The following is a 12,566-nucleotide window of genomic DNA, read 5'->3' as shown; positions in this document are numbered from 1 at the left end:
CAGGCGGGGCCGTTGTTTACCGGCCATTGCCCGCCCGGGCAATGGCCGATTTTCTGTCCGCTCCCGGCGATGCACCGGGGTAGGCCGTCAGAAGGGCAACTCAGCCTGCCCGCCGGGTCGATCGCCGGCGGCTTCGGCCAGCGGCAACAAGCCGCTGGCCCGGACGCCGAGCAGCCGGATCTTCTGGTCGAGCGGCACGCGCCGCAGGCATTCGCCGGCGGCCTGGCGAATCAGCCGGCCATCGCTGACCCCGTTGGGCAAGGTGATATCGCGGGTCACCGAATGAAAATCGGCATAGCGCAGCTTGATGCCGATGGTCCGGCTGGCGTAGCCCTTGCGCTGCAGGTCGGCCGCCACCCGCTGGCAGAGTCCGGTGAAAATCTCCGACAGCTCGGCCTTGTCCTGGCGGGCATGCAGATCGCGCTCGAAGGTGCTTTCCCGGCTGATCGACTTGGGTTCCGAGGCGGTGACCACCGGTCGGTCGTCGAGGCCGTGCGCGACGCGGTGCAGCCAGCCGCCGGTGGAGCGGCCGAACTGGCGCACCAGGAATTCCGGCGCGGCGGCGGCCAGTTCGCCGATGCTGGTGATGCCCAACCGGGTCAGCTTTTCCGAGGCTTTCGGGCCGATGCCATTGATTTTCTTGGCCGGCAGCGGCCACAGTCGGCTGGCGATATCGTCCAGGCCAAGAATGGTGATACCGTCCGGCTTGTCGAGGTCAGACGCGATTTTGGCGAGCAGTTTGTTCGGGCTGATGCCGATGGAACAGCTCAAGCCGGTAGCGGCGAACACTGCCTGCTTGATGCGGCGGGCGAGCGGCAGCGTTTCTTCCGGAATGGCGCTGAGGTCGATGTAGATTTCATCGATGCCGCGATCCTCGATCTCCGGCGCAATACTCGCCACCGCCGCCTTGAAGCGGCGCGAACAGTCGCGATAGGCATCGAAATTGGCCGGCAGCAGGATGGCGTCCGGCGCCAGTTGCGCCGACTTCATCAGGCCCATGCCGGAAAAGACGCCGAAAGCCCGCGCCTCGTAGGTCGAGGTGGTAATCACCCCGCGCCCGACGTAATCGCGCAGCCGGGCGAAACGCTTGGTGCCATCGGCCTGCTCGACCGGCTGATCGGTATTGCGTCCGCCGACCACCACGGCCTGACCGCGCAACTCCGGATAGCGCAGCAATTCGACCGAGGCGAAAAAGGCGTCCATGTCGAGATGAGCAATGCGACGTGTACTGTTCATAAAAACAGTATAACGTGAAACACTGGTCACCAGCGACGCTGGCGGCGGCAAGCAAAGCGGCAGAGAAATCGACGGCCGGCCACGCGATCTTCGCCCAGATCAAAGCGCGTATTAACGCTTGGAGGATACTGACCAACACCACGCGCAAGCATTTTTCGCGAGTTTCGGGCGAGGCGGTGCCCCGCCGATTTTTTGGAGAACGCCATGGCCTCCTGGGGCTGTCCACACGAAATCAACGGCAAGTGCACCAAGGTCAACAACCTGAGCTGCGATCCCGGCATGAAGGGCTGCGTGCTGGCCGGCCGCTATGTCTTCGCCGGCAATGAAGAGAAGAACAAACGCCTGCGCGAAAAACAGGCGCGCCAGGCGGCGGAAGACAAGAAGCCGGATCAGTCGGCCTGACGCCGGCGGGAAATCCGGATGGTGCCGGCAATGCCCTCCTGAACCGGCCGCCCATTGACCACAAGCGTCAATGCCAAGATGATGGCCATCCCCACCCCAACCGGACTGAGCCCGATGCAAATGCCACCCATCTACCGCCTGCCGATACAGGGACTGCTCCTGGGCTGCCTGCTTGGTGCCGCAGCGGCCCCGGCCGAAGAGAGTAAGGTCGTCGTCACGCTGAAGGACGTTCGGGAGACCAGCGGCAACCTGCGCGCCTCGCTTTATCGCGACCCGGAAACTTTCCGCAAGGAAGACAAGGCGGTGCAGGTCGTTGCGATCCCTGCCGTCAAGGGCGACGCCCAGCTGGTTTTCGAGGGTTTGCCGCCGGGCCGCTACGCCATCATGGCCTATCACGATGCCAACCAGGACGGCAAACTGAACCTCCGCCTCGGCATGTTCCCCATCGAAGGTTACGGCCTGTCCAACAACCCCAAGGTCTTCGGCCCGCCGAAGTTCGCCGACAGCGCCTTCGAGGTGGCTGGCGGCGATACTGCGGTCAATATAAACATTTCCTACTGAACGCGATTCAGGCCGCCACAGGCCTCAGGTTCGGCCGGCCAGTTTGCGATACAAGGTCCGCTGGCTGACCCCGAGTTGCCCGGCCAGGGTCGCCGGATCGCTGCCCGGCCGGGCTTTCGCCCAGTCGATATAAAGCCGCTCGAGGCTGACCAGATCGACGATCCCGGACAGCTGGAAGGCATCGCCGGACTTCGCCGGAGCCGGCGGCAGGTCATCGGCCATGTCGGCCAGGTGCGGCAAATCGATGATGTCGCCATCGGCCAGCAGCGTGGCGCGTTCGATCAGGTTGCGCAGTTCGCGGATGTTGCCGCTGAACCGGCGAGTGGACAGCCAGAACAGGGCGGCCGCCGAGAATTTTCGCTTGCTCTTGCGGTCGACCCGCTCGAGCAGGGATATCGCCAGTAGCGGAATATCGTCGGCCCGCTCGTGCAGGGCCGGCGTGCGAATCGGGAAGGTGTTGATGCGGAAGTAGAGGTCGCGGCGAAAGGTTTCGGCCTGGACCATCGCCCGCAGATCGCGGTGGGTGGCGGTGATCAGCCGGAAGTCGGCGGGCAGCCACTCGAGTCCGCCGACCCGCCGGTAGGTGCCGGTTTCCAGCAGGCGCAGCAGCTTGACCTGCAAGGAAAGGGGCAATTCGCCGATTTCATCGAGGAACAGCGTGCCACCGTGGGCCGCCTCGACCAGACCTTGCTTGCGGTGCGTCGCGCCGGTAAAGGCGCCTTTTTCGTAACCGAACAATTCGCTCTCGAACAGGCTTTCGGTCATGCCGGCGCAGTCCACCGCCACGAACGGCCCCTCGTCGCGTGCGCTGGCTTCATGAATGGCATGGGCGACCAGCTCCTTGCCGGTGCCGGTTTCGCCAAGCAACACCACCGCCGCATCGGAATTGGCGACGCGCAACACCTTTTCCAGCATCGCCACGAAAGCCGGCGAACGCCCGACCAGCCCCTGGGCCGCCGGCCCGCTGCTGGCCTGGCGGACGACGCGCATGGTTTCGACAAAGTAGGCAATCTGCCCCTGATCGTCGCGGATCGGCGTCGTTTCGACATCGACATGCTCTTCGCCGCGCGGCGTGTGATGCACATGCAGAACCCGCTGCGGCGCGCCGGACTCGAGGCTGAGCTTGAGCGGACAGGATTCGCCAGCTTGATCGCACGGCACATCGAAACGATGCGACACCTCGTAACAGGTGCGCCCGGCGATCGCCTGGCCGCCTCCGAAGTCGCGAACATAGGCGGCATTGGCCGCGACGATGCGGTATTCGGCATTCATCACGATGCGCGGCTCGGGCAGACCATCGAGAAAGGAAAGCAACTCACTGGGAAAATGCGCAGTCATGCCAGATTCGACACCATTGACAAATAGATGCGACAATACTGACACAGCGTCGCCTGAAACAACAGCCAGCAAACCGTAAATATCAGATAACAAATTGATTTACATGCGAATTACCAAACAGGCAGAAGCAGGCACGCATCTTGTTAATAAGTAAGCAGGAAACCGGTGATAATCTCCAGCCCATAGCGCTCTCCACCCATTTTGGGCTGGCGATGGTCAACCGGCATGTGGTCTGGCGGCATTTCCCCCTTAGTTCGCCCCGCAGGCATGCTTGATGCAGCCAGGCCACAAAAGGTCCCGTTAACACCGGTTTCCAACCTTTTCGATTTGTCGCCAAACAAGAGAATCAATGAGCCAGCCCGAACCTAGCCAGCAACAAGTCCCGTCCAGCCCCGTCTCGTTCTACGAAAAACACAAGGTCATCTACGCCAAGGGCGTGCGTGGCTTTTTCGACAACTGGCGGATTGGCCTCGTCATCTTCACCCAGCTCATTTTCTATGTGACCCCGTGGCTGCAATGGAACGACCGTCAGGCCGTCCTGCTGCACCTGGTCGAGCGCAAGTTCTACATCTTCGGCGTGGTGTTCTGGCCGCAGGACGTCATCTATCTGTCGGCCCTGCTCATTGTCTCGGCCTACGGCCTGTTCCTCGTCACTGCCATTGCCGGTCGCCTGTTCTGCGGCTACGCCTGTCCGCAGACGGTCTATACCCAGATGTTCATGTGGATCGAGAACTGGGTCGAAGGCGCCCGCAACGATCGCGTCAAGCTCGACAAGGCGCCGCTCGATGCCCGCAAGATCCGCATCAAGGGCACCAAGCACCTGCTCTGGCTCCTGCTCTCGTTGTGGACCGGTTTCACGCTGGTCTGCTACTTCACGCCAGTCAGCGAGTTGATCGAATCCGTCCGCACCGGCAACCTGAGCGGCTGGGAAACCTTCTGGATCTTCTTCTACGGCGGCTTCACCTACCTGATGGCCGGCTTCATGCGCGAACAGGTGTGCAAGCACATGTGCCCGTATGCCCGCTTCCAGAGCGTGATGTTCGACCCGGATACGCTGATCATCACCTACGATCCGCAACGCGGCGAAACCCGCGGCGCCCGCAAGAAAGGCGTCGATCCGAAAGCCGCCGGTCTGGGCGATTGCATCGACTGCGGCCTCTGCGTCCAGGTCTGCCCGACCGGCATCGACATCCGCAACGGCCTGCAATACGAGTGCATCGGCTGCGCCGCCTGTATCGACGCCTGCGACCAGGTGATGGACAAGGTCGGCCTGCCGCGCGGCCTCGTCCGTTACTCGACGGAAACCGCGATGGCCAGGCACCTGACGCGCAAGGAGATTCTCAGCCATATCGTCCGGCCGCGCATCCTGCTCTACACCTTCATTCTCGCCATCATTCTCGGCCTGACTGCCTGGTTCCTGGCGCACCGCATCCCGCTCAAGGTCGACATCATTCGCGATCGCTCGACGCTGGCCCGCGAAGCCGACGACGGCCGCATCGAGAACGTCTATACGCTGCAGATCATGAATACCGAAGAGCAGGCGCACCGCTACACCATTACCGTCGAGGGCCTGGAAGGCGCCGAACTGGCCGACGGCAACACCGTCGAAGTCCCGGCCGCCACGCTGCAGTCCTACATGGCCGTCGTGCGCGTTCCGCCGGAAGCCGGCAAGAAGGGGGCGAATCCGATCCATTTCGGCATCGTTGCCCAGGAAAACCCCGACATCAAGGTGCGCGAGAAAGCTTCTTTCCTGCAGCCCTGAGGCCAGCCGGAAGGCGTCAAGAAAGCGGGAGCCGGTCTCCCGCTTTTTTTTCGTCCGCCGTCCGCCGAGCCGCCGCCGGCCCGGCACACCGCCGGTCAATGGCCATCTTTGCTATAGTGGCCATCATTCGCCCGCCGCAGAGATGTCGAGACAATGCTCTCGTTCCCCCCAACAAGCCTTCCTCGCCGCCAGCTCTTGCGTAGCTTGATGGCTTTGCCGCTGCTGCCGGCCGTCGCCGGCTGCAAGCCGATGCCCCCGCTGGCCGTCGCCAGCCACGTCTGGCCGGGTTACGAGCTGATGTTCCTGGCCCGCAGCGAGGGATGGCTCCCCGGCGAGGCGCTCCGGCTGCTTGAAACCCGCTCGGCGACGGACTCGATTGCAGCCTTGATGGAACACCGTGCCGAGGCTGCCGCGCTGACGCTGGACGAGGTCTTGCGCGTTCGGGCCGGGGGAATTCCCCTGACCGTCGTTCTCGTTTTCGATATCTCGGCCGGCGCCGACGTCGTTATCGCCAAGCCCGAAATCCGCCGGTTGGCGGATCTCAAAGGCAAGGTCATCGGCGCCGAGACTTCGGCGCTCGGCGCCCTGATACTGGTCAGGCTGCTTGCCAAGGCGGGTTTGACCAAGGACGACGTGAGCATCCTGTCGCTCACCCCGGACAGCCATTTTGATGCCTGGCACGATCGGCGCATCGATGCCCTGATCACCTACGAACCGACGGCCAGTCGCCTGCTTTCCGAAGGTGCGAAACGCCTGCTCGACAGCCGGCAGTTCCCGGAAACCATTTTCGACGTTCTGGCAGTACGCAGCGATCTCGCACACCAACACGAAGCGGCACTGCGGGCGCTGATCGGCGGCCACTTTCGCGGCATCCAGCGATTGCGCCAGAGCCCGCAGGATACCGCCTACCGCCTCGCCGGCCGTCTGGCCCTGCCCGGCGACCGGGCCCTGCAGACCTTTCGCGGACTGCAGCTGCCAAGCCTCAGCGAGAACAAAAGCCTGCTCGTTCCGACCGGGCGCCTGCTGGCGGCAAGCCGGGAACTCAACACACTGATGCTGGCAAACGGCCTGCTTGCCAAGGCGGACAATCTGCTCGACCTGGTCAGCGACGCCTATCTGCCCGACCAGGAAAGCGCCTGAACATGCGTCGTCTCACCTGCGTTGCCGCGCTCCTGCTGCTCCTGCCCGCCCTCGGCATGGCCGAGGAAGTGTTGCGCCTCGGCCTCTTTGCCAACCGTTCGGCCGACCAGCTGGCCAGCCGCTGGCAACCGCTGGCCGATTATCTTGGCCAGGCCATCCCCGGCCACCGGATCGAGTTGCGGGTGATGAGCCAGGATGAAATGGACGCCGCCCTGCGCAAGAACGAACTCGACTTCGTCATTACCAATCCGACCCATTTCATCCAGTTGCGTGAAGCGAACAGCATGACCGGCGCCCTCGCTACCCTGTCGCGGATGGAGAACGGTATTCCGGCGGCGGCCCTGGGCGGCGTCATCATTCGCCTGAAGGAACGCGGCGACATTCGCCAACTGGCCGATCTGCCCGGCAAGAAAATCGCCGCCCCTGGCCCCACTTATCTGGGCAGCTATGTCGCACAAAAAGTCGAACTGGCCCGCCAGCAGATCAAGATCGACGATGCCGACGTCACGTTCACCGGCCTGCCGCTCGACCTCGTCGTCGACGCCGTACTGAGCGGCAAGGCCGATGTCGGATTCGTCCGGACCGGCACGCTGGAAAGCATGATCAAGGAAGGAAAACTGGCGCCGGACCGGATGGTCGCGATCAACGTCCAGCCCTTTTCCGGTTTCCCGCATGTCGCGTCGACCCGCCTCTACCCGGAATGGCCCTTTCTCGCCATGCCGCATGTCGACCAGCAGGTGGCGCGCCAGGCCGTCGCCGCCCTGCTCGCCCTCGACCAGAACCACCCGGCCGCCCGGGCAGCCGGACTGGAAGGCTTCAATGTGCCGGCCGACTACTCGCCAGTCGCCCAGGCGATGCGCACGCTGCGCCTGCCACCTTTTGCCGCACCGCCAAACTTCACCTGGCAGGATGTCTGGCAGCGCTACCACAACCTGCTCGTAACTTTCGCGCTGGCCGCGCTGGCCATTGCCTTTCTCGCCACCCGGCTGATCGTCAGCAACCGCAAACTGGCGCGCTCCCAACAGGAGATCGCCCATTCCGCCGCCACCCTGGCCCAGGAACGCAGCATTCTGAAAACCCTGATCCAGACGCTGCCCGACCTCGTCTGGCTGAAAGACATGAACGGCGTCTATCTGGCCTGCAACCCGATGTTCGAGCAGTTTTTCGGGGCCCGCGAAGAGGCCATCGTCGGCAAGACCGACCATGATTTCGTCGCGGCCGAACTCGCCGAGTCTTTCCGGGAGAACGACCGCAAGGCGATCGCCGCCAACCGCCCGAGCATCAACGAAGAATGGGTAACCCTGGCCAGCGATGGGCGCCTGCTCCTCCTCGAGACCACCAAAGTCGCGATGCTTTCCCCCGACGGCCAGCCGATCGGCGTGCTCGGCGTCGGCCATGACATCACCGAGCGCAAACGGACCAACGACGAGCTGGAGCAGCATCGGCATCATCTCGAGGAACTGGTTCACCAACGCACCTTCCAGTTGAAGGAGGCGCGCGATAGCGCGGAAGCCGCCAACATCGCCAAAAGCAGCTTCCTGGCCAACATGTCGCATGAAATCCGCACGCCGCTCAATGCCATCACCGGCCTCTCCTACGTCATGAAGCGCAGCGGCCTGACCCGCGAGCAGGCCGAACGCATCGACAAGATCGACCGGGCCGGCCAACATCTGCTCGGAGTGATCAACAACATTCTCGATCTGTCGAAAATCGAGGCCGAGAAATTCTCCCTGGAAGAGATCGATTTCTCGCTGGTCAGCATTTTTGCCAATGTCACGTCGATCATGGCCGACCGGGCGCAAGGCAAGGGCCTGACCCTGCGCCTGGCACCGGACATTCCGGCGCAACGGCTGCGCGGCGACCAGACCCGGCTGCAACAGGCCCTGCTCAACTACACGGCGAACGCCATCAAATTCACCGAACACGGCTCGGTCACCCTGGGCTGCAGCAGCGTCGAGGAATCCGAACACACCGCCCTGCTGCGGTTTACCGTCAGCGACACCGGCATCGGTATCCCGCCCGAGATGCGGGACCGGCTGTTCGAGGCATTCGAACAGGCCGACAGCTCGACCACCCGGAAATATGGCGGGAGCGGCCTGGGGCTGACCATCACCCGCAAGCTGGCCCGCTTGATGGGAGGCGAGGCCGGCGTCGACAGCTCGCCGGGCAGCGGCAGCACGTTCTGGTTCACGGCGCTGCTGACCAAAATCGACAACGCCGGCCAGGCGCAGCCCGACGCCCGCCCCCTCGACCGCAACGCCGCGCTTCACGCCCTGCTCCGCGACCATGCCGGCCGCCGCGTGCTGCTGGCCGAAGATGAACCGATCAATCGGGAAATTGCCCAGGAGCTGCTAAGCGAGGCCGGACTGGTCATCGACCTTGCCGAAAACGGCCGGCAGGCGGTCGAACAAGCCGGTGCCCGACCTTATGCCCTGATCCTGATGGACATGCAGATGCCGGAAATGGACGGCCTGGAAGCGACCCGGCAGATCCGCCGCTTGCCGGCCGGCGCCACGCTGCCGATCCTGGCGATGACCGCCAACACTTTCGCCGATGACCGGGGACGCTGCCTGGAAGCGGGCATGGACGACTTCATCGCCAAGCCGGTGGAACCGGAGACGCTCTACGCCACGCTGCTCAAATGGCTAAGCCTGCGGTCGTGAGGCGAGCGGCACAGCGCTGACAACGGCCAAGCAGGTGGTGGGAACAAACTCGATGGGGCGCTGAACCATTACCCATCGACCGGCATCCAATCGATTAAGCCTGTAGACTGCGGCCCAATACAGAATAAGGAGGGGGAAACCATGACAACACGAAATGAGCGACGCGCCATCGACGACCGGCGCCTCCGCGACGACGGCCCTCCGCTCGGCTGGATGGACAGGCGCCGCAGCACCGAGCGCCGGATCCCGATGATCGACGAATTCGAAGTCTCGGAAGCCGAATGGCTGCTCTATTTCGGTACCACCAAGCGCCCCGAAACGCCCGTCCATGATGCCTCGGCCGACATTCTCGGGCGCGCCCGCGACTGAGGAATTACTCGGCGACCAGTTCCACCGTTTCGCCGGCAAACGTCACCGACTGGCCGGGCCGCAATTTGGCTCGTTTTCGGGTATCCACCACCGCATCGACGCGGACCCGTCCTTCGGCGATGGCGGCATGCGCAGCGCCGCCGGATTCGCACAAGCCGGTGGCCTTGAGCAGTTGATCGAGCTGGATGTATTCGCCGCGCACGGCAAAGGGGATGGTCATGGGTCGCCTGTCAGTATCGGATGCTCCAGCCACGGCCGATGGCCGTCCGGGAGCAAGGGTTTGTTCAAGGCCGGCAGTCAGCACGGCGCCGGACAAACCTGTTTTTTCAAAGTACGCATTGTATAGGTTCTTCATTTTGCCTGTCCGCCACGCGGCAATACGCCCCATCAAGGTGCATGCCACCGGGAAAGCGCACCAGCAAAGCGCCCCGGCGTCATAAACCCCCGATTTAGGGCAGGTACGCTACTTGCTGCAGTTCTGATCAATCCATTCGGTAATACCTTTCCCCGTGCATTTTCGTCCCAAACGCCAAGACCCCAGCGCTAGCCCAAGCAATCCAGTGAACCATTCAAGAGTCCTCGACACCCTCGTCAAGAATCTCGAAGGCATGGCCTACCGCTGTCTTCACGACCGCCACTGGACAATGATCTTCGTCAGCCAGGGCTGCCAGGAACTCTGTGGTTACGCGCCGGCCGAGATGGTTGAGAACAACACCGTTTCATGGGAGGAAATCACCCATCCCGAGGACCGGCTACGCATCCGCCAACAGATCGAAGCGGCCGTCCGCAGCGGCCAGCGCTTCGCCGTTCAGTACCGGATCGTCACCCAGTCAGGGCAGGTCAAATGGGTCGCCGAGCGCGGCATCGCGATCCATGACGAGCAGGGCGAAGTGGCGATCGAAGGCTTTATCGAGGACATTACGGCCCGCCGGGCGACGCTGGAGGCGCTCGGCGAAGCCGAACTGCGCTACCGCCATATTTTCGAGCACGCCTCCGAAGGTATCTTCCAGTCCACCCGCGACGGTCGCTATCTCGCCGCCAACCCGGCCCTGGCCAGGCTCTATGGCTACGAAAGCGCCGCCGAGCTGATCGCCGACCTCGGCGATATCGAGCGCCGCCTGTATGTTCTGCCGAACCGCCGGCGCGACTTTCTCCACCAGATCGAAACACACGGTGCGGTGCTCAACTTCGAATCGGAGGTATACCGGCGTGACGGCTCGCGCATCTGGATTTCCGAAAACGCCCACACCGTGCATGACCCGAAGGGCGAATTCACCTGCTACGAAGGCACCGTGCAGGATATTTCGGAACGCAAGAAAACCGAGGCACACCTGCGTCTGCTCGCCATGGTCTTCTCGAACAGCAACGAAGCGATCATCGTGACCGATGGCGACAACCGGATCGTCGCAACCAATCCGGCCTTCAGCGTCCTCACCGGCTACCAGCCGGAGGATGTGATGGGCAAAAACCCGCGCGTCCTGTCGGCCGGCACCACGCCGCCGGAAGTGTTCAAGGAAATGTGGACCGGCCTGCAGCAGGATGGCGCCTGGCAGGGCGAATTGTGGGATCGGCGCAAGAGCGGCGAGGCCTACCCCAAATGGCTGTCGATTTCGCTGGTCCGCGACGAAGCGGGACAGGTGCGCAACCACATCGGCAGCTTCATCGATATTTCCGAACTCAAGGCGACGCAGGAGCGCATCCGCCACCTGGCCCATCACGACACGCTGACCGACCTGCCCAACCGCTACAGCCTGCAGAAAAAGCTTGAACAGGCAGTCGCCATCTGCAAACGGAACCACATGCAGATGGCGCTGATGCTGATCGATCTCGATCGCTTCAAGACCATCAACGACACGCTCGGCCACCAGGCCGGCGACGAATTGCTGATCCAGGTCGCGCAACGGCTGAACGGTGCCGTGCGTGAAAGCGATATCGTCGCCCGGCTGGGTGGCGACGAATTCGTCGTCGCCCTGCCCGGCATCAGCTCGCCGGCCGATGCCGCCCACCTGGCCGACAAGATCGGCCGGGAAATCTCCCTCCCCTATCAGATCAACGGCCAGGAGCAACGCACCACGCCAAGCATCGGCATCTGCCTGTACCCGGGCGACAGCACGGAAATCGGCGACCTGCTGAAAAATGCCGACGTCGCGATGTATCACGCCAAGGCCAAGGGCCGGGGCAATTTCCAGTTCTTCACCGAAGACATGAACGTCGCGACGACCGAGCGCATGAGCATCGAGGCCGACCTGCGCCTCGCCCTGGCGCACGGCGAGTTCCTGCTGCATTACCAGCCGCAGCTCGATTTGCGCAGCGGCACCATTGTCGGCGTCGAAGCCTTGATCCGCTGGCAGCATCCGACGCGCGGCCTGGTCCCGCCGGGCGACTTCATCCCGATTGCCGAAGAAAGCGGCATGATCGCGGCAATCGGCGACTGGGTGCTCGAAGAAGCCTGTCGCCAGCTCAGCGTCTGGCAGCAAAAGGGAATCTCCCACCTCCGCATGTCGATCAACCTGAGTTCCGGGCAGTTTCTCGACAAGACGCTTCCCATCCGCATCCATGAACTGCTGGCCAGCAACAATCTGAGCGCCCATCTGCTCGACCTGGAAGTCACCGAATCGATGTCGATGGCCTCGCCGGACGAGTCGATCAGCGTCATGAAGACGCTGAGAAGCAGCGGCCTGACCCTGTCGATCGACGATTTCGGGACGGGCTACTCGTCGCTGGCGTATCTCAAGCTACTGCCGATCAATACGCTGAAAATCGACCGTTCCTTCGTCAAGGACATCGAATCGGACCCGAACGATGCGGACATTTGCGACGTCACCGTGCTGCTCGCCCACAAGCTCGGCCTGGAAGTGGTGGCCGAAGGCGTCGAAACCGAAGCGCAGTTGAAGTTCCTGCTGAGCATCGGCTGCGAAAAAATCCAGGGCTATCTGATCAGCAAACCGCTGGCCGCCGAACAGGCCGAACAGTTCATCCGCAACAACCGGCCGATGGCCGACCTGGGAACCATCGACTTGTGGTCCTCGGCCGAACCGTCCGAACTTGTCCCGGACTACGCCAAGGCCTGACCGGCCAAGCGGTGCGGACCGATC

10 protein-coding genes are annotated in these 12,566 nt (G+C 63.1%); 7 read left to right on the top strand and 3 right to left on the bottom strand.

Translation table 11 applies throughout. The features are described 5' to 3' along the window. Window positions 1-87: 87 nt before the first annotated feature. A complete protein-coding gene (gene dinB / locus KI611_RS05315; RefSeq protein WP_226418786.1) occupies window positions 88-1,236 on the bottom strand; it encodes a DNA polymerase IV in 1,149 nt (382 codons plus the stop codon). A gap of 204 nt (window positions 1,237-1,440) precedes the next feature. Between dinB and KI611_RS05310 the strand changes: the two genes are divergently transcribed. Together KI611_RS05310 and KI611_RS05305 are read left to right on the top strand one after the other, a co-directional pair. Continuing rightward, window positions 1,441-1,638, top strand: coding sequence for a hypothetical protein (locus KI611_RS05310; RefSeq protein WP_226418785.1), 198 nt, complete (start codon window positions 1,441-1,443; stop codon window positions 1,636-1,638). A 114-nt stretch (window positions 1,639-1,752) separates the two neighbouring features. Then, the gene (locus KI611_RS05305; protein WP_226418784.1) at window positions 1,753-2,199 is read left to right on the top strand and encodes a DUF2141 domain-containing protein; all 447 of its coding nucleotides are present in this window, start codon (window positions 1,753-1,755) and stop codon (window positions 2,197-2,199) included. Window positions 2,200-2,223: 24 nt separating this feature from the next. Here KI611_RS05305 and KI611_RS05300 read toward each other — a convergent pair whose 3' ends face one another. Further along, window positions 2,224-3,537, bottom strand: coding sequence for a sigma-54 interaction domain-containing protein (locus KI611_RS05300; RefSeq protein ID WP_226418783.1), 1,314 nt, complete (start codon window positions 3,535-3,537; stop codon window positions 2,224-2,226). Between the two features lie 349 nt (window positions 3,538-3,886). On the opposite strand from KI611_RS05300, the gene ccoG reads away from it, so the two are divergent. The 4 genes from ccoG to KI611_RS05280 all read left to right on the top strand — a co-directional run bounded on the left by ccoG (window position 3,887) and on the right by KI611_RS05280 (window position 9,471). Beyond that, window positions 3,887-5,299 (top strand): cytochrome c oxidase accessory protein CcoG, encoded by a 1,413-nt coding sequence (gene ccoG / locus KI611_RS05295; RefSeq protein ID WP_226418782.1) that lies wholly within the window; start codon window positions 3,887-3,889, stop codon window positions 5,297-5,299. A gap of 207 nt (window positions 5,300-5,506) precedes the next feature. Continuing rightward, window positions 5,507-6,439, top strand: a complete 933-nt coding sequence (locus tag KI611_RS05290) for an ABC transporter substrate-binding protein (protein ID WP_226418781.1) — start codon at window positions 5,507-5,509, stop codon at window positions 6,437-6,439. 2 nt (window positions 6,440-6,441) lie between these two features. After that, window positions 6,442-9,102 (top strand): PhnD/SsuA/transferrin family substrate-binding protein, encoded by a 2,661-nt coding sequence (locus tag KI611_RS05285; RefSeq protein WP_226418780.1) that lies wholly within the window; start codon window positions 6,442-6,444, stop codon window positions 9,100-9,102. 141 nt (window positions 9,103-9,243) lie between these two features. Continuing rightward, window positions 9,244-9,471, top strand: a complete 228-nt coding sequence (locus KI611_RS05280; protein WP_226418779.1) for a hypothetical protein — start codon at window positions 9,244-9,246, stop codon at window positions 9,469-9,471. A 4-nt stretch (window positions 9,472-9,475) separates the two neighbouring features. Here the strand turns inward: KI611_RS05280 and KI611_RS05275 are convergent, their stop codons facing one another. Next, a complete protein-coding gene (locus KI611_RS05275; protein WP_226418778.1) occupies window positions 9,476-9,691 on the bottom strand; it encodes an RNA-binding S4 domain-containing protein in 216 nt (71 codons plus the stop codon). A 340-nt stretch (window positions 9,692-10,031) separates the two neighbouring features. On the opposite strand from KI611_RS05275, the gene KI611_RS05270 reads away from it, so the two are divergent. Continuing rightward, entirely contained in the window at window positions 10,032-12,542 is a 2,511-nt protein-coding gene (locus tag KI611_RS05270; protein ID WP_226418777.1) for a bifunctional diguanylate cyclase/phosphodiesterase, read from the top strand. Window positions 12,543-12,566 lie beyond the last annotated feature (24 nt).

This window comes from Dechloromonas denitrificans, assembly GCF_020510685.1.
Classification (GTDB): domain Bacteria; phylum Pseudomonadota; class Gammaproteobacteria; order Burkholderiales; family Rhodocyclaceae; genus Azonexus; species Azonexus denitrificans_A.
Note: the sequence above shows the minus strand (reverse complement) of the source record. Positions and strands in the feature narration are given on the sequence as shown.